At 71.4% G+C, this 16,487-nt stretch carries 15 protein-coding genes; 3 read left to right on the plus strand and 12 right to left on the minus strand.

The features are described from left to right. A partial coding sequence (locus tag ACZJYS_RS15510; protein ID WP_493179475.1) for an enoyl-CoA hydratase/isomerase family protein occupies nucleotides 1-785 on the minus strand: 785 nt, incomplete at its 3' end. An 83-nt stretch (nucleotides 786-868) separates the two neighbouring features. Between ACZJYS_RS15510 and ACZJYS_RS15515 the strand changes: the two genes are divergently transcribed. After that, nucleotides 869-1,681 carry an IclR family transcriptional regulator gene (locus ACZJYS_RS15515; protein WP_109515531.1) on the plus strand — a complete coding sequence of 271 codons (813 nt, stop codon included), beginning with the start codon at nucleotides 869-871 and terminating at the stop codon, nucleotides 1,679-1,681. 112 nt (nucleotides 1,682-1,793) lie between these two features. Continuing rightward, complete coding sequence (locus tag ACZJYS_RS15520) at nucleotides 1,794-2,813, plus strand: Bug family tripartite tricarboxylate transporter substrate binding protein (RefSeq protein ID WP_493179478.1); 1,020 nt, start codon at nucleotides 1,794-1,796, stop codon at nucleotides 2,811-2,813. A 66-nt stretch (nucleotides 2,814-2,879) separates the two neighbouring features. Here the strand turns inward: ACZJYS_RS15520 and ACZJYS_RS15525 are convergent, their stop codons facing one another. The 10 genes from ACZJYS_RS15525 to ACZJYS_RS15570 all read right to left on the minus strand — a co-directional run bounded on the left by ACZJYS_RS15525 (nucleotide 2,880) and on the right by ACZJYS_RS15570 (nucleotide 14,332). After that, nucleotides 2,880-4,046, minus strand: coding sequence for an acyl-CoA dehydrogenase family protein (locus ACZJYS_RS15525; protein ID WP_109515533.1), 1,167 nt, complete (start codon nucleotides 4,044-4,046; stop codon nucleotides 2,880-2,882). A gap of 9 nt (nucleotides 4,047-4,055) precedes the next feature. Beyond that, nucleotides 4,056-5,432: an MmgE/PrpD family protein gene (locus tag ACZJYS_RS15530; protein WP_493179481.1), complete on the minus strand. Its 1,377-nt coding sequence runs from the start codon at nucleotides 5,430-5,432 to the stop codon at nucleotides 4,056-4,058. Nucleotides 5,433-5,515: 83 nt separating this feature from the next. Next, nucleotides 5,516-6,427, minus strand: a complete 912-nt coding sequence (locus tag ACZJYS_RS15535) for an SDR family oxidoreductase (protein ID WP_109515535.1) — start codon at nucleotides 6,425-6,427, stop codon at nucleotides 5,516-5,518. Between the two features lie 71 nt (nucleotides 6,428-6,498). Further along, on the minus strand, nucleotides 6,499-6,885 hold the full coding sequence (locus ACZJYS_RS15540; RefSeq protein ID WP_493179483.1) for a Zn-ribbon domain-containing OB-fold protein: 387 nt from the start codon (nucleotides 6,883-6,885) through the stop codon (nucleotides 6,499-6,501). Nucleotides 6,886-6,887: 2 nt separating this feature from the next. After that, nucleotides 6,888-8,060, minus strand: a complete 1,173-nt coding sequence (locus ACZJYS_RS15545; RefSeq protein ID WP_493179485.1) for a thiolase family protein — start codon at nucleotides 8,058-8,060, stop codon at nucleotides 6,888-6,890. Nucleotides 8,061-8,087: 27 nt separating this feature from the next. Beyond that, a complete protein-coding gene (locus ACZJYS_RS15550) occupies nucleotides 8,088-9,086 on the minus strand; it encodes a Bug family tripartite tricarboxylate transporter substrate binding protein (RefSeq protein ID WP_493179487.1) in 999 nt (332 codons plus the stop codon). Between the two features lie 53 nt (nucleotides 9,087-9,139). Next, the gene (locus ACZJYS_RS15555; RefSeq protein WP_493179489.1) at nucleotides 9,140-10,285 is read right to left on the minus strand and encodes an acyl-CoA dehydrogenase family protein; all 1,146 of its coding nucleotides are present in this window, start codon (nucleotides 10,283-10,285) and stop codon (nucleotides 9,140-9,142) included. Next, nucleotides 10,282-11,352 carry an acyl-CoA dehydrogenase family protein gene (locus tag ACZJYS_RS15560; protein ID WP_493179491.1) on the minus strand — a complete coding sequence of 357 codons (1,071 nt, stop codon included), beginning with the start codon at nucleotides 11,350-11,352 and terminating at the stop codon, nucleotides 10,282-10,284. Before ACZJYS_RS15560 ends, ACZJYS_RS15555 begins: the two co-directional genes overlap by 4 nt. Next, nucleotides 11,349-12,197: a MaoC/PaaZ C-terminal domain-containing protein gene (locus ACZJYS_RS15565; protein WP_493179493.1), complete on the minus strand. Its 849-nt coding sequence runs from the start codon at nucleotides 12,195-12,197 to the stop codon at nucleotides 11,349-11,351. The genes ACZJYS_RS15560 and ACZJYS_RS15565 overlap by 4 nt, the downstream gene beginning before the upstream one ends. Further along, complete coding sequence (locus ACZJYS_RS15570; RefSeq protein ID WP_493179495.1) at nucleotides 12,194-14,332, minus strand: acetate--CoA ligase family protein; 2,139 nt, start codon at nucleotides 14,330-14,332, stop codon at nucleotides 12,194-12,196. The genes ACZJYS_RS15565 and ACZJYS_RS15570 overlap by 4 nt, the downstream gene beginning before the upstream one ends. Nucleotides 14,333-14,620: 288 nt before the next feature. Between ACZJYS_RS15570 and ACZJYS_RS15575 the strand changes: the two genes are divergently transcribed. Beyond that, on the plus strand, nucleotides 14,621-15,835 hold the full coding sequence (locus tag ACZJYS_RS15575; RefSeq protein WP_493179497.1) for a serine hydrolase domain-containing protein: 1,215 nt from the start codon (nucleotides 14,621-14,623) through the stop codon (nucleotides 15,833-15,835). Between the two features lie 51 nt (nucleotides 15,836-15,886). Here ACZJYS_RS15575 and mntR read toward each other — a convergent pair whose 3' ends face one another. Next, complete coding sequence (mntR, locus tag ACZJYS_RS15580) at nucleotides 15,887-16,339, minus strand: manganese-binding transcriptional regulator MntR (protein ID WP_109515543.1); 453 nt, start codon at nucleotides 16,337-16,339, stop codon at nucleotides 15,887-15,889. Nucleotides 16,340-16,487 lie beyond the last annotated feature (148 nt).

A 16,487-nucleotide genomic window follows, 5' to 3' on the forward strand; every position in this document is an offset into this window, starting at 1 on the left:
GCGCCGGTGAAGTTGGGCGCGCGCTTGGCGAAGAAGGCCGCCTTGCCTTCCTCGTGGTCGGCGGTGAGGAACAGCAGGCTCTGGTAGTGGCGCTCCTGGTCCAGCGCGGTGTGCAGCCCCTCGGAGAGGATCTGCTTGGTCAGCGCCACCGCGGCGGGCGCCTGCGCGGCCAGCACGCGGGCGCGCTCCAGCGCCACGGCGAGCGCCTGGCCCTTCGGCGCCAGCCGGTCCACCAGGCCGATGCGCAGCGCCTCCTCGGCGCCGACCGGCTCGCCATAGAGCAGGATCTGCCGCGCCCGGGCATGGCCCACGCGCAGCGGCAGGGTGTGCGGCAGGCCGAGATCGGCCATCAGCCCCGCCTTGCCGAAGGCGGCCATGAACTGCGCGTCCTCCGCCGCCACGATGGTGTCGCAGGCGCAGGCCAGCGAGAGGCCGGCGCCGGCGGCCCAGCCCTCCACCGCCGCCACCACCGGCTTGGAGCCGCCGACCATGAGGCGGATCATCTGGTGCGCCGCGCGCAGCCGCTCCCGCCCCTGCAAGGGCGTGCGCACATCCATCCCCGAGAGGTCGCCGCCCGAGCAGAAATGCGCCCCGCCACCGGTGATAACGATGGCGCGCACCGCGGGGTCCGCCTCCGCGCGGTCGAGGATGCCGAGCAGCGCGGCGCGCAGCGCGGGCGCGAGCGCGTTGCGGCGGGCGGGGTAGTCGAGCGTCAGGATCAGCACCGGGCCGTCCCGCTCCTCCCCCACGCGCATGACGGGCTGTTCGCCGCTATGGTCGGGCATGGACGTCCTCCTGCTTGCGGCGCTTTGCGCCCTGTCTTTCCGCAGGCTACATTCCGCATACGGGAAATCAATCGGGATATCGAATGGACACTGCCCTTCCCCTGCCCGAGCGCGATCCCGGCGCGCAGCGCGACGTGGGTGCCGTCATCCACGCCATCCGCATCCTGCAGCACCTGGCGGGGGCGACGGGCCCGCTCGGCGTGGCGGCGGTGGCGCGCGGCACGGGCATCAGCCCCAGCACCTGCTTCAACATCCTGCGCACCCTGACGCGGGCGCGCTTCGTCGCCTTCCGCGACAGCGACAAGACCTACACGCTGGGCCTGGCCGTGGCCGAGCTGGCGGCCGGGCTGATCGGCGTCAGCCATGCCGAGCTGATCCGCCCCGAGCTGGAGCGGCTGGCGCTGAACTACGACATGCTGATCGTGCTGTGGCGCGTCACCGAGGATGGCCACATCGTGCTGATCGACCGCGCCCACAGCCACACCGCCGTGCGCGTCGAGATGCGCGTGGGGCTGCGGCTGCCGATGCTGGTGGGCGCGGTGGGGCGCTGCGTCGCCGCCGCGCTGGACCTGCCGGCCGACGAGCTGCGCCGCCGCTTCGCGACGCTCCGCTGGCAATCCCCGCCCAGCTTCGAGGCCTACCTGGCCGATGTCGCCCTCGCCCGGCAGCAGGGCTGGAGCCTCGACCAGAACAACCTCTACCGTGGCCTGATCACCGTGGCCGCCCTGGTGCGGGACCGCAACGGCCAGCCGCGCTTCGGCATCAGCGGCATCACCATCTCCGGGCAGTACGCGCCCGAGACCTTCTCGCGCCTCGGGGAGGAGCTGCGGGAGGTGGCGGCCTTCACCGGGAAGGCCCTGTTCCCCCTGGGCCACGGCATCCCGGATCAGGAATAGCATTTTCCATTCGGAACAGGCGCTTTGCGCATGACAGGCGCGCGCGCATCGGCTCAACTCCTTCGCCAAAAGCGGCGCCCGGCAAGGGCGCCGCAGGGAGGAGGAGAACACCATGAAGGACCTGCACCGCCGCGCGCTGCTGCGCGGCACCAGCGGAGGGCTGGGCATCGCCCTGGCCGGTGGGCTGCTGCCCGGCCTGCCCCGCGCCCGGGCGCAGGATGGCTGGCGGCCGAGCCAGACCGTGCGCGTCATCGTCCCCGCCGCCGCCGGCGGCACCACCGACATCATGGGCCGGCTGCTGGCCAACCACCTGACCCAGCACTGGGGCCAGGCGGCGGTGGTGGAGAACAAGTCCGGCGCCGGCGGCACCATCGGCACCGCCGAGGTGGTCCGCGCCAAGCCGGACGGGCACACCATCCTGCTGGGCAATATCGGGCCGCAGGCCATCGCCCACTCGCTGTTCCGCAACCTGCCCTACCGGGCGGACCAGCTCATCCCCGTCTCCAACATGATCCAGGGGCCGAACGTGCTGGTGGTGCACCCGTCCCTGCCGGTGGAGACGGCGAAGGACTTCATCGCCTATATCCGCGCCAACCCGGGCAAGCTGAGCTATGGCACGCCGGGGCTGGGGCAGTCGCCGCATCTCTCGGCGGTGTGGTTCAGCCAGCTCACCGGCACGCGCGCCACGGCGGTGCATTACCGCGGTGCCGGCCCGTCGATGATGGGGCTGGTGGCCGGCGAGGTGCAGTTCAGCTTCGACAACCTGACCAGCGCCATGGTGCAGGTGCGCGAGGGCCGGGTGCGGGCTTTGGGCGTGAGCAGCGCCGAGCGCAACCCGCAGCTGCCCGACCTGCCGGCGATGCGGGAGGTGGCGCCGGAGCTGGCCAATTACGAGGTGAACACCTGGTTCGGCGCCTTCTACCCGGCCGGCACGCCGGAGGCGGTGGTCGGCGCGTTGAACGCGCAGATCAAGGCGCTGCTGGAGCTGCCGGAGACAAAGAAGCGCTTCGCGGAGATGGGTGGCGTCTCCGCCTATGGCACGCCGGCGCAGTATGCCGCCTTCGTCCGGGCCGAGACGGAGAAATGGGGCGAGGTGCTGAAGCGCGAGGGGCTGCAGCTCGACGCCGGCTGAGGCGGGGGCCGCGAGAGGAAAAGGTGGCCCGGCGCGGCAGCCGGGCCACCGCGCCTCCAACGGGCCTCAGTAGCTGCGCGGCATGCCGAGCACATGCTCGCCCAGGTAGGAGAGGATCAGGTTGGTGCTGATCGGCGCCACCTGGTACAGCCGCGTCTCGCGGAACTTGCGCTCCACGTCGTATTCCTCGGCAAAGCCGAAGCCGCCATGCGTCTGCACGCAGGCCTCGCCCGCCGCCCAGCTCGCCTCGGCCGCCAGCATCTTGCCCATGTTGGCCTCCTCGCCCGGGTTCACCCCGGCCTCGAACTTGGCCAGCCCCTTGTGCACGATGGCCTCCGCCGCCCGCATCTGCGCATAGGCCCGCGCGATGGGGAACTGCACCCCCTGGTTCTGCCCGATCGGCCGGTTGAACAGCACGCGCTCCTTCGAGTAGGCCACGGCCTTCTCGATGAACCACTTGGCATCGCCGATGCACTCGCTGGCGATCAGCAGCCGCTCGGCGTTCATCCCGTCCAGGATGTAGCGGAAGCCGCGCCCTTCCTCGCCCACCAGGTTCTCGGCGGGCACTTCCATGTTGTCGAAGAAGACCTCGCAGGAATTGTGGTTCATCATCGTGCGGATGGGGCGGATGGTCAGCCCCTTGCCCAGCACGGTGCGCATGTCGACGATGAAGGTGGAGAGCCCTTCGGTCTTCTTCGCCACCTGGTCGCGCGGCGTGGTGCGCGCCAGCAGCAGCATCAGGTCCGAATGCTCGGCGCGGCTGGTCCAGATCTTCTGGCCGTTGACGATGTAGCGGTCGCCCTCCTTCTTCGCGAAGGTGCGCAGGCTGGTGGTGTCCGTGCCGCTGGTGGGCTCGGTCACGCCGAAGGCCTGCAGGCGCAGCTCGCCGCTGGCGATCTTGGGCAGGTATTCCTGCTTCTGCGCCTCGCTGCCATGCCGCAGGATGGTGCCCATGATGTACATCTGCGCGTGGCAGGCGGCGCCGTTGCAGCCCTGGCGCTGCACCTCTTCCAGGATCGCCGCCGCCGCGCCGAGGCCGAGCCCCGCGCCGCCATACTCCTCGGGGATCAGCGCGGCGAGATAGCCGGCCTCGGTCAGCGCCTGCACGAACTCGGTGGGGTAGCCCCGCACCTCGTCCAGCTTGCGCCAGTACTCGCCGGGGAAGCGGGCGCACAGCTTGGCCACCTCCTCGCGGATCTCGGCATGCGGGTCGTTCGGCGTGGTCTGCAGCATGGTTGTCCTTCAGGCCGCCTCGGCCGGGCTGCGCAACAGGGAGGAGATGTCGTTCAGGCGGTCCATGCGGCCGATCGTCTCGGCCAGCGCCGTGGCCCGCTCCGGCCCGAGCACCGCATCGGCGAGGCCGCTGAACTTGGCGCGCAGCTCGGCCTCGGTCAGGAAGTTGTCCGGCTCGCCCTTCGGCACGATCACGGTGCGGACGAAGTCCTGGCCGCGCGCGCGCACCGTCAGCTTGCCGGACATGTTGGCCGGGAACTCGGCCTCGATCTCCGGGTCGTTCTCGCAGCGCACGCGCTGCATCATGGCGCGGATCCCGTCATCCTTCAGCAGCGCGTAGCTGTCCCAGCCCATCTGCCCGGTGGACAGCGCCGTGGCGATGACGAAGGGGCCGCTGAACTGGCCGTCGACGATGTTCTGCGGGTTGGCCTTGCGCTCGGCCGGCTCGCCCACCAGCAGCATGCCGGCGCGCGAGATGCCGAGGGTCACGGCCTCGATCTCCTCGGCCTTGAAGCCATGCTCGGCGCGCAGCGCCAGCGCGGCGTCGATGCCCGCATGGCCCCAGCGGCAGGAGGGGTAGGGCTTCACCCCCGTCGCCATCAGCTCCCAGACCTGGCCGAGATCCTGGCAGACACGCTCGGGCTTCGGCTCCGGCGCATAGGCGCGGAGGAAGCCCTGCTTCCCCTCGATGGCCTCAGAAGCACCCTTGAAGCCCTCCCGCGCCAGCGTCGCGGCGGCGAGGCCGGACATGCCCGCCCAGCCCACCTGGAAGCGCTTGGTCCAGGCACCGTTGGCCAGGAATTGCAGGCTGCCCGCGCACTGGCTGAGGGCGATGCCGAGCGCCGATTCCATCCGCGCCGCATCCAGCCCGAAGACCCGCGCGGCGGCGGCGGCGGCCCCGAAGGCGCCGCAGGTGGCGGAAGGGTGGAAGCCGCGGTCGTAATGCGCGCCGGCCGGCAGGGCCAGCGCCAGCCGCAGCGCCACCTCGTAGCCGGCGACGATGCCGGCCAGCACCTCGGCTCCCGAGGCGCCCACCATCTCGCCTACCGTGATGGCGGCCGGGATCACCGGCGCGCCGGGATGCACCACGGCCACCGCATGGGTGTCGTCGAAATCGAGCGAGTGGGCGAGGGTGGCGTTGATCAGCACGGCGCCGGCCGGGCTGTAGGTGGCGTCATCGGCGAAGACGCGGCTCTCGCCCTTGTCCAGCCCCAGCGCCTTCACCGCCGCCAGCAGCGCGGGCGTGCTCTCCGCCTCGCCCCGCGCGCGGACGATGTTGCCGACGAGGTCGAGCACCAGGGCCTGGGCCCGGGCCATCACCTCCGGCGGCAGCGCCTCGGGCCGCAGCCCGGCGGCGAAGGCGGAAATCTCCTGCGTGATACCCATGCCCGGCATATCCTTCCCCTGGTGCCGGGGGCGCGCGGCCCCCGGCTCTTTCCTTGGCCCAGTCTAGCTCGGGCCAGTCTAGCTCAGACCGGGTCCCAGGCGAACACATCGGCGCTGCGGTCGAGCGGCATGAACTGCGCCTTGAGCGCGGGCAGCGCGTGCTCGGCGATCAGCTCCGGCGTCCAGCCTTCCGAGCGGTGCGCGCTGCGCACCGGGCGCGGCTGGTTGAACAGGAAGAGCTCGTTGTTGCGCGCGGCGAAGATCTGCCCCGTCACGTCCTTGGCGGCGTCGCTGGCGAGGAACACGGCGAGCGGCGCGTTCTTCTCCGGCGTCATGCGCTTCAGCTTCTCGACCCGCGCCTTCTGCTCCGGCGTCTCGGCCGGGATGGAGCTGGTCATGCGGCTCCAGGCGAAGGGGGCGATGCAGTTGGAGCGCACCCCGAAGCGCTGCATGTCGAGCGCGATGGACTTCGACAGCGCGGCGATGCCGAGCTTGGCCGCCGAGTAGTTGGCCTGGCCGAAATTGCCGATCAGCCCGGAGGTCGAGGTCATGTGCACATAGGCGCCCGAGCCCTGGGCGCGGAAATGCTCGGCCGCGGCGCGGGAGACGAAGAAGCTGCCGTTCAGGTGGACGTTGATGACGGCCAGCCACTCCTCCGGCGAGGTCTTGTGGAAGATCTGGTCGCGCAGGATGCCGGCATTGTTGACGACGATATCCACCTTGCCGAAGGCGTCCACCGCGGTCTTGACGATGCGCTTGGCGCTCTCCCAGTCGGAGACGCTGTCGGTGTTCACCACCGCCTGGCCGCCGCGCTGCTCGATGATCGCCTGGGTCTGCTGGCCGGGCGTGGCCGAAGTCTCGCCCTCGCCGGTGAGCGAGGCACCGATGTCGTTCACCACCACCTTGGCGCCGGCCAGCGCCATGGCCAGCGCGATCTCGCGCCCGATGCCGCCACCGGCGCCCGTGACGATCGCGACCTTGCCTTCAAGCATCATGCGTTTGCTTCCTTGTCCGTCATGGGCCGGGGAGCCGTGCCCCCCGGCATTCTCGTTCAGGCCATTCCTGCTCAGGCGGGCGTGAACATCGGCACGGGGTAGCCATCGCCCTCGGTGGGCTGGAACTTCAGCGTGACGGGCTGGCCGATGCGGATGGCGGCGAAGTCGGCGCCGATGATGTTGGTCATCATGCGCGGGCCTTCCTCCAGCTCCACATAGGCGATGGCGTAGGGCACCTTCGCGCGCATGATGCTGAAGCTGTAGATGGTGCCGCGGCCGCTGGCCTCGACCCATTCCACCTCGCCCTCGTCGTCGAAGGGGCAGATGGGGCGCGGCGGGTAGTGCGTCTTGCCGGTCTTGCTGTTGCGGCCGATCAGCAGCTTGCCCTCGCGCGCGGCGTCCCAGAAGCGCTGGGTGGAGGAATCGGGCGTGGGCGAGGGAGGGATACGGTCGGTCATGCTCACAGCCTCTCCAGCACCAGGGTCGCGCTGCCATGGCGGGTGCCGAGCGAGCCGCCCGTGCCATGCGCCAGCGCCAGGTCGCAATTCTTCACCTGCACGGCGGGGTGCGCCTCACCGCGCAGCTGCCGCACCGCCTCGATCACCTTGGTGATGCCGCCGCGGTTGGCCGGATGGTTGTTGCAGAGCCCGCCGCCATCCGTGTTGAAGGGCAGGCGGCCGACGCCGGAGATCAGGTTGCCGTCGGACACGAACTTGCCGCCCTGGCCCTTCTCGCAGAAGCCGAGGTCTTCCAGCTGCATCAGCACCGTGATGGTGAAGCTGTCATAGATGCTGGCATACTTCATGTCGGCGGGCTTCACCCCCGCCATCTCGAAGGCGCGCGCCCCGGCGTAGCGGGCGCCGGTGTAGCTCAGGTCGATGCGCCCGCCATCGACATGCTTGATCGCCTCGCCGGCGCCGCGGATGGAGACGAGGGGGCGCTTCAGCGTGCGGGCGATCTCGGGGCTGGTCACCACCAGCGCGCCGCCGCCATCGCTGATGACGCAGCAATCGAGCCGGTGCAGCGGGTCCGCCACCAGCGGCGAGTTCACCACGTCCTCGACGGTGACCACCTTGCGCAGCATGGCATGCTCGTTGTGCTGCGCGTGGTGGCTGGCGGCGACCTTGATCCAGGCCAGCTGCTCCGAGGTGGTGCCGTACTCGTACATGTGGCGCTGCGCGCACATCGCGTACATGTTCGCGATCGCCGGGCCGAAGGGGTACTCGAACTGCACGTCCGGCTGGCGCGGGTCGCCCGGGCGCGGCGCGGTGCCGGTGGCGACGCCTTCCGAGCGCGGCCGGCCGGCGAGGGTGATCAGCGCCACCTTGCACTTGCCCATGGCGATGGCCTCGGCCGCGTGCGCCACATGCACCAGGTAGGAGCAGCCGCCGATATCGGTGGAATCGTAGTGCGTCAGGCGGTTCAGGCCCAGATAGTCGGCCATGCTCAGCGGGCCCATGCCGGGCGCGTCGCCGGCGCAGAAATAGCCGTCCACGTCGGCGCGCGTCAGCCCCGCGTCGCGCAGCGCGCCCAGCGCCACCTCGGCGTGCAGCTGCGCCACGCTCTTGTCCTCGGCCTTGCGTGTCGGGTGCTCATAGGCGCCCACGATGCAGGCCTTGCCTCGGATGCTCACCGGCTCTTCCTTCTGCCGTTGCGGAAATTACTGGACACTGATGTTGCCCGCCTTCGCCACCTCGGCCCAGCGGGTGATCTCCTGCGCGATGAAGGCCGCGAAGGCCTCGGGCGTGGTGCCGCCCTGCGGCGTCAGCCCCGGCGGCTGGGCGGCGAAGGCGCCGATGCGCTCGGCCCAGTCCGGCGTGCGCACCACCGCGTCCATGGCCGCGCCGAGCTTCTCGATGACCGGCGCGGGCGTCGCCGCCGGCGCCTGCACGCCGAACCAAGCCGTGGCGTCGAAATCGGCGAGGCCGCACTCGATCAGCGTCGGCACCTCGGGCAGCAGCGCCACGCGCTCGCGGCTGGTCACCGCCAGCGCCCGGATCTGCCCCTCCCGCACGAAGTTCAGCGCGGAGGGGATGTTGTCCATCGCCGTCTGGATGCGGCCCGCCACCAGCTCGGTCAGCATCGGGCCGGAGCCGCGATAGGGGACATGGGTGATGTCGATGCCCGTGCGCGCCTTCACCAGCTCCATGCAGGCATGCGGGCTGCCGCCGATGCCGGAGGTGCCGTAGTTGAGCCGCCCCGGCGCCTTGCGCGCCGCCGCGAGCAGCGCATCGAAGCTGGCGATGCCGGACTCCCTCGAAGCCAGCACGAGGTTCGGCACCCGCACCGCCAGCCCGACCGCCGCGAGGTCCTGCGGTTTGTAGGGCATGGTGGCGCCATAGGCGGCGTAGTTGATCGCCGCCGTGCCGATGGAGCACATCACCAGCGTGTAGCCATCGGGCGCCGATTTCGCCACCGCGTCGGCGCCGATGTTGCCGCCGGCGCCGCCACGGTTCTCCACCACCACGGGCTGGCCGAGGCGCGCCGAGAGCCGCTCCGCCAGCAGCCGCCCCATCAGGTCGGTGGTGCCGCCGGGGGGGAAGGGAATGATCAGCCGAATGGGCCGCGCGGGCCAGGCTTCCGCCGCCGCGCGTGCCGTGGCGGGCAGCAGCGCCGCCGCCGCCAGCCCCAGGGCCTGCCGTCTGTTCCAGTTGCTCATGCCGCTTCCTCCTCCTGCCGGGGCCGCCTTGTCGCCGGCGGCCTCCCATGGGCTCAGCCTGGCAGCTCCAGCACCGCCTTGGCCAGGATGCCGCGCTGGATCTCGGAGCTGCCGCCATAGATCGTGGTCGGCCGCGCCTCGATGAACTGGCCCGAGGGGTGCAGGTCGCGGTTGCCTTCCATCGGCTTCAGCAGCCCGGCATTCTCGCCGCCGATCTCCAGCATCAGCTCGGTGATGCGCTGGAACAGGTCGGACTGGTGCAGCTTCAGCATGGAGACATCGGCGCCGAGCGGCTCGCCCCGCCGCAGCACGGCGACGAAGGTCTCGTAGAGCGCCTTGTGGTCCTCCAGGTCGCAACGCAGCTTCGTGTAGCGCTCCTGGAACTCCGGCTCGTCATACACCCCCATCCGCTCGGCCAGCATGCGCAGCCGGGAGAGCGCGTAGGCGGATTGCCGCGGCGAGCCCAGGAAGATGCGCTCGAAGCCGAGCAGGGCCTTGGCCATGCTCCAGCCCTTGTTCGGCTCGCCCACGAGGTTCTCGCGCGGCACACGGACGTTGTCGAAGAACACCTCGCAGAACTCGTCATGCAGGCCGAGATTGATGATCGGCCGCACCGTCACGCCGGGGCTCTTCATGTCGATCAGCAGGAAGGAGATGCCCTCCTGCTTCTTGCCGCTCTTGTCGGTGCGGACGAGGCAGAAGATCCAGTTGGCGTCGGTCGCCAGCGTGGTCCAGATCTTCTGGCCGTTGACGACGTAGTGGTCGCCCTCCAGCACCGCCTCGGTGCGCAGCGAGGCGAGGTCGGAGCCGGCGCCGGGCTCGGAATAGCCCTGGCACCAGATATCCTCGCCGGCCAGGATGCGCGGCAGGAAGCGGGCGCGCTGCGCGTCGGTGCCGAAGCGGATCAGCAACGGGCCGAGCATGATCACGCCATGGTCGGGCAGCCGCGCCACGCCGTAGCGCTCGTATTCCTCGATCAGGATGATCTGCTTCGAGGCGTCGAGCCCCATGCCGCCGAGCTCCTGCGGCCAGCCCGGCGCCACCCAGCCCTTCCGCTGCACGATGCGGAACCACTCCTCCCCCTCCTGCCAGTGCAGGCGGTGCGGCGGGTTGCGCAGATGGGCGGGGTATTCGCTCTCGACGAAGCGGCGCACCTCGGCGCGGAAATCCTCGTCGGTCATCGCGTTGTAGTCGGTCATGCCTCGACCTCCGGCTGGGCGGCGGCGAACCGGCGGCGGTGCAGCGCGGCCGTGCCGAACTGGTTGGCCAGCACCATCGCGCGCCGCAGGTAGAGGCCGATATCGGCCTCATCGGTGTAGCCGATGCCGCCATGCAGCTGGATCGCCTGACGCGTCACCAGCAGCGCGGCATCGGCGGCGCGCGCCTTGGCGCGGGCGATGGCGGCGCGGCGCTGGACGGCCGGCGCATCGGCGCGGTCGCACAGCATGGCCGCGGATTCCACGCTGGCGCGGCCGAGGGCGATCTGCACCTTCAGGTCTGCCGCGCGGTGCTGCAGCGCCTGAAAGCTGCCGATCGGCTTGCCGAATTGCTGGCGGGTGCGGAGATAGTCCAGCGTCATGGCGAAGGCCTGGTCCATCACGCCCAGCAGCAGCGCGGCGGTGCCGAGCGCGGCCTCCTCCAGCGCCATCTCCATCTGCATGGCGGAGAGGGTGCCGACCGTCTCGCCGCCCCGGGGGCGCAGCGTGCCGAAGCTGCCGCCATCCTGCGTCGGCTCCAGCGTCAGGTCCGCGCCCTCCGCCGGCTGCAGAATCAGAGAAAATCCCTCGCCCTGGCGCAGCGGCACCAGGAAGGATTGCGCGCCATCGGCCATGGGCAGGAACAGGCGCGGCGCCTCCGGCGTGCCGGGCACCTCGAAGCTGCCGGCGCGCTCCTGCCAGGCGGTCAGCACCAGCGCCTCGCCGGCCACCAGGCGCTCCAGCGGCCCGCTGGCGCCGGCCTCGGCGAGCAGCCGGGCGGAGAGCGCGCCATGCACCAGCGGCTCCGGCGCCAGCGCCGCGCCCAGCTCCTCGGCCAGCGCGCAGAAGGCGCCCATGCCGAGGCCGGCGCCGCCCTGCTCCTCCGGCACGCGCAGGCCGATCCAGCCCTGCTCGCCCATCTGCCGCCACACGGCCGGGTCGAAGCCGGGGGACTGGAAGCGCAGCGCACGGATGCGCTTGCGGTCGCCACCACGCGGCGCGATGCCCGCCGCGCTGTCGCGGATCATGCGGATGGCGTCGTCGCGCTCATCCTCGAGCATCGCGCTCATGCCAGCACCGCCAGGCCGTTGTTCACCACCACCACGTCGCGCTCCACCACGCGGGCGCGGAAGGCGCCGCCCCGCCACATCTCCACCCGGATCGTCTCGCCGGGATAGACCGGCGCGGAGAAGCGCAGCGAGAGGCCCTTCAGCGCCTCGGCGCGGTAGCCGCACAGCTCGCGCAGGATCGCGTGGGTGACGACGCCCAGCGTGCACAGCCCGTGCAGGATGGGGCGCGGGAAGCCGGCGCGGGAGGCCACCTCGGGGTCGGTGTGCAGCGGGTTGTCGTCGCCGTTCAGGCGGTAATAGAAGGCCTGCTCGGGCCGCGTCGGCAGGTCGAGCACGATATCGGGCGCGCCCTCCGGCATCGGGTTGGGCGGGATGACGGGGCCAGTGGGGCCGCCGAAGCCGCCATCGGCGCGCAGGAAGGTGGTGCTGCCGGTCACCGCCAGCAGCTCGCCCGTGGCGGCGTCGGTGATCTCCTTCTCGGAGTAGAGCAGCGCGCCCTTGCCCTCGCCCTTGTCGACGATGCCGGTGACGCGGGTGCGGCCGATCACCTCGCCCTCGGCCGGCAGCGGCCGGTGCAGGGTGATGCGCTGCTCGCCATGCACCAGCCGCACCGCGTCCACCCCCGTCTCCGGGTTGCCCAGCCAGAAGCCGGGGTGGCCCAGCACCACCGCCATGGCCGGCATCACCACCGGCCCCTTCTGGGTGGTGATGTAGGGGAGCTGGCGGGTGTCCATCGGGTCCTGCCCCATGCCGACGGACAGGGCGTAGAACACCGCATCCTGCGCGCGGACGCGCTGGCGCACCTCGGGGATGGGGAAGTTCAGCAGCTTCTCGTAGTCGATCACGCGTCATTCTCCGCGATGTCGATCACCGCGTCGGCGGCGAAGGCGCCCTGCCCCGCGGGCATGGCGAAGACGGGGTTGAGGTCGATGCCCGAGAGGCGCGGCCCGGCCTGATGGGCGAAGACGGAAAGGCGCGAGAGCATCCGCGCCAGCGCGGGGATGTCGGCCGGCGGGCGGCCGCGCGCGCCCAGCAGCAGCGGCGCGCCCTTGATCGAGCGGATCATCCGCTCCGCCTCCGCCTCGCCGAAGGGGCAGCGGCGGAAGGAGACGTCCTTCAGGATCTCGACGAAGATGCCGCCCAGCCCGAACATCGCCACCGGCCCGAAGACCGGGTCGCGGTGCACGCCGAGGATGCACTCGACGCCGCCCGAGAGCTGCTTCGCCACCAGCACGCCCTCGATGCGCGCATCCGGCGCCGCCTTCGCCGCTCGCTGCATCAGCAGGGCGAAGCCTTCGCGCACCGCCGCCGCATCGGCCACGTTCAGCAGCACGCCGCCGATCTCCGACTTGTGCAGGATGTCAGGCGACAGGATCTTCAGCACCACGGGGAAGCCGATGGCCTCGGCCGCCGCCACGGCGCTCTCCACCTCGGCGCAGGCGCGCTCCGGCGCCGCCTCGATGCCGGCCCGGCCCAGGATGCGCTTGGCCTCGGCCTCGCTCGGCGTGGTGGCGGGCAGCGCCACGGCGGCCCCGGCGACAGGGGTTTCGCGCGGCGGCACGGCGAAGGCATCCCCGAAGCGGCCCATGGCGTGGATCGCCACCACCGCGCGCGAGGGGTCCTCGAAGACGGTGAAGCCATCCGCCTCGAACTGTTCCACCAGATGAGGGTCGGCCAGCACGGAGAGGACGAACAGCCGGTCGGGGTGCGCGTCGCGCACCGCCTTCAGCTCGGCGCGCAGGCGCGGCGCCACGGAGGCGGCGCCGCCCGCATGGGTGAAGAAGGCGAGGATGGACTGGTAGCCGCCATCCTGCACCAGCGCGTCGGCGAAGCGGCCCACCAGGGAGAGGTCGTTCAGCGCCTGGGCGGTGCAGTCCACCGGGTTCTGCGGCGCGCAGAAGGGCAGCGCCTCGCGCAGCGCCGCCTGCGCCGCCTCCGGCATCTCCGGCATGGGCAGGCCGATGGCATCCGCCGCGTCCGAGATCAGCACGCCGGCGCCGCCGCTGATGGTCAGCACGCCCAGCGAATTGCCGGCCGGGTAGATGCGCCGCGTGGCCAGGCGGGCGATGTCCAGCATCTCCTCCGTGGTGCGGGCGCGCACCACGCCGTATTCGGCGAGCACCGCATCCGTCACCGCGTCGTCGCCGGCGATGGAGGCGGTGTGCGAGCGCGCGGCGGCGCTGCCCACGGCGCTGCGGCCCACCTTCATCATCACCACCGGCTTGCGGTTGCGCCGCGCCAATTCCAGCGCGGCGAGGAAGCTCTCCGCGTCGCGGATGCCCTCGGCATAGGCGGCGATCACCTCGGTGCCGGGGTCCTGCGCCATCCAGCCGATCATGTGGCCGATGTTGAGGTCCGCCTCGTTGCCGGTGGTCACCACGCAGGAAAGGCCGAGCCGGTGGTCGCGCGCCAGGCCGAACAGGTGCATGCCATAGGCGCCGGACTGGCTGGCGATGCCGATGGGGCCCGGCACCGGCGGGCCGCGCTCCAGGCTGGTGGTGAAGGTGCCGAAGAAGCCGCTGCGGACGTTGAACAGGCCCAGGCAGTTGGGGCCGAGCAGGCGCATGCCGTGGCGGCGGGCGCTGGCCAGCATGGCCTCCTGCGCCGCCACCCCCTCCCCGCCCATCTCGGCGAAGCCGGCGCTGAACATGATGGCGGCCTTGGTGCCGCGCTCCGCCAGTTGCTCCACCGCCTGCGCCGCCGCGCTGGCCGGCACGGCGATGATGGCGACATCCGGCGTCTCCGGCAGGGCGGCGACGCTCTCATAGGCCGTCAGCCCCTGCACCACCTTGCGCTTCGGGTTCACCGGCAGGATGCGCCCCTGGAAGCCCAGCCGCGTCATGTAGTCGATCGGCCGGCCGCCGATGCGCGCCGCCTCGTCGGAGGCGCCGATGACCGCCACCGTGCGCGGGTCCAGCAGCGCCGAGAGCGTCTCCATGGGCAGAACCTGGCCCGGTGGCGTGGCGGTGGTGTCCGGCAATGGCGTCGTTCCCTTCTGACGGAGGCTTTTCCCACGGGAGCCGGAGGGCGCTCCGCCCGGCTGCCGGCGGCCCTGCTGGCCGCGGCGGCGCGGGGCATTCCGCCACCTTCGCCCGTTTCCTTCCCCCGTTCTTTCCATGGCCTTTCCGGCCTGCGCGGAGGCTAGACCCCTCCGCCGATGCATTCAATATGGAGAATGGTATTCCGCGCCCGGAAAAGAGGTGCCCCTCTCGACGCCCGTGCCGCCCCGCCGCAGGATCGGCACCCGAGGCAATGCGGAGGCGGCGGCATGATCGTGGAGAATCCGAGGGCGGTGGGGCTCTGCCCGGAACGGCTGGGCCGGGTCGGGCACTGGGCGGAGGCGCTGGTGGCCTCGGGCCGGCTGGCGGGGGTGACGACGCTGGTGGCGCGGCGCGGCCAGGTGGCCTGGCTGCACAGCACCGGCATGGCCGACCGCGAGCGGGCCGTGCCGATGACGCCCGAGACCATCGTCCGCATCTATTCGATGACCAAGCCGCTCACCAGCCTGGCCATCCTGATGCTCTACGAGGAGGGCCGCTTCCAGCTCGACGACCCGATCACCCGCTTCCTGCCCGGCTTCGCCAACATGCGCGTGGCGGTGGGCGGCGGGCGCGGCAAGATCGACACCGTGCCGGCGGGGCGGGACATCACCTTCCGCGACCTGCTGACCCACACCTCGGGCCTGACCTACGGCTTCATGCAGGCCACGCTGGTCGATGCGCTCTACCGCGAGCAGGGCGTGGACTTCCAGACGGCCGAGACCAGCCTGGAGGATGTGGTGGCGCGCGCCGCCGCCCTGCCGCTGATCGCCCAGCCAGGGCGGGAATGGAACTACAGCATCGCCACCGACGTGCTGGGGCACCTGGTCGCCGTCATCTCCGGCCAGCCCTTCGAGGATTTCCTGCGGCAGCGCGTGCTTCAGCCGCTGAAGCTGGTGGACACCGACTTCCACGTGCCGGAGGCCAAGCACCCCCGCCTCGCCGCCAACTACGCGCGCGGCCCCGGCGACAGCCTGCTGCTGATCGACGACCCCGCCACCAGCCGCTACCTGCGGCCGCGCACCGTCTGCTCCGGCGGCGGCGGGCTGGTCTCCACGGCGGCGGATTACTGGCGCTTCTGCCGCTTCATGCTGAACAAGGGGGAGCTGGAGGGGGTGCGCCTGCTCGGCCGCAAGACGGTGGAACTGATGACCGCCAACCACCTGCGCGGCGACATGGCGGCGATGGGCCAGCCGCGCTGGTCGGAAAGCACCGCCGAAGGCATCGGCTTCGGCCTCGGCTTCTCCGTCACGCTGGACCCGGCGCGGGCGCAGATCCTCGGCACGCCAGGGGAATATGCCTGGGGCGGCGCCGCCTCCACCGCCTTCTGGGTCGACCCGGCCGAGGAGATGGCGGTGATCCTGCTCACCCAGCTCATGCCGTCCTCGGCCTATCCCATCCGGCGGGAGCTGCGGGTGCTGACCTACCAGGCCATCATCGACTGAGCGGGAGAAGGCCGGGGGAAGGAATTCCCCCGGACCCCCATCTTCTTTCTGTCAGCCGGGGGTGCGTGGGCGGCCGAGGAAGCGCTCGAAAGCCGCCAGCGTCGCCTCGCTGACATGGTGCTCGATGCCCTCGGCATCCATCTCCGCCACCTCCGCCGGCACGCCGAGCGCCAGCAGCACATCCACCACCACGCGGTGCCGGGCCTTCACCTCGGCCGCCAGCGCCTGCCCCTCGGCGGTGAGGAACACGCCGCGATAAGGCTTGGAATGCGCCAGCCCCTCCCGCTTCAGCCGGGCGATGGCCTTGATGGCGGTGGCATGGGAGACGCCGAGGCGCCGGGCGATGTCGGTCGGGCGGGCCTCGCCCGTGCCCTCCAGCAGGTCGGCGATCAGCTCCACATAGTCGTGCAGCAGGGCGCTGGCGCGGGCCGAGCGGGCCGAGGCGTGGCGCGCCGCCTCCCGCATCGCGTCGCCGGCCGGGGGGGCCGCCTTGTCATCCTCCATCGCCACCCTGCGCCATGCCCGTGAAGTTGCCGTGATGGGGGGCCTCTAGCAGCCAGGGAAGCCCTTGCGCAAAATGTAGCCTTGGCTTCAACATGGCGCCATCGCTTGAAGATGGCGCCGCTGGTTCCAGATGAAGACACTGTCACGA

This window comes from Roseomonas sp. TS2 (assembly GCF_058833935.1).

Excerpts from the sequence above, each read along its gene's own strand:
- ACZJYS_RS15520 (WP_493179478.1), top strand. The coding sequence starts at position 1,794 with ATGAAGGACCTGCACCGCCGCGCGCTGCTGCGCGGCACCAGCGGAGGG.
- ACZJYS_RS15550 (WP_493179487.1), bottom strand. The coding sequence starts at position 9,086 with ATGAGCAACTGGAACAGACGGCAGGCCCTGGGGCTGGCGGCGGCGGCG.
- ACZJYS_RS15540 (WP_493179483.1), bottom strand. The coding sequence starts at position 6,885 with ATGACCGACCGTATCCCTCCCTCGCCCACGCCCGATTCCTCCACCCAG.
- mntR (WP_109515543.1), bottom strand. The coding sequence starts at position 16,339 with ATGGAGGATGACAAGGCGGCCCCCCCGGCCGGCGACGCGATGCGGGAG.
- ACZJYS_RS15535 (WP_109515535.1), bottom strand. The coding sequence starts at position 6,427 with ATGATGCTTGAAGGCAAGGTCGCGATCGTCACGGGCGCCGGTGGCGGC.
- ACZJYS_RS15555 (WP_493179489.1), bottom strand. The coding sequence starts at position 10,285 with ATGACCGACTACAACGCGATGACCGACGAGGATTTCCGCGCCGAGGTG.
- ACZJYS_RS15530 (WP_493179481.1), bottom strand. The coding sequence starts at position 5,432 with ATGGGTATCACGCAGGAGATTTCCGCCTTCGCCGCCGGGCTGCGGCCC.
- ACZJYS_RS15515 (WP_109515531.1), top strand. The coding sequence starts at position 869 with ATGGACACTGCCCTTCCCCTGCCCGAGCGCGATCCCGGCGCGCAGCGC.
- ACZJYS_RS15575 (WP_493179497.1), top strand. The coding sequence starts at position 14,621 with ATGATCGTGGAGAATCCGAGGGCGGTGGGGCTCTGCCCGGAACGGCTG.
- ACZJYS_RS15525 (WP_109515533.1), bottom strand. The coding sequence starts at position 4,046 with ATGCTGCAGACCACGCCGAACGACCCGCATGCCGAGATCCGCGAGGAG.
- ACZJYS_RS15560 (WP_493179491.1), bottom strand. The coding sequence starts at position 11,352 with ATGAGCGCGATGCTCGAGGATGAGCGCGACGACGCCATCCGCATGATC.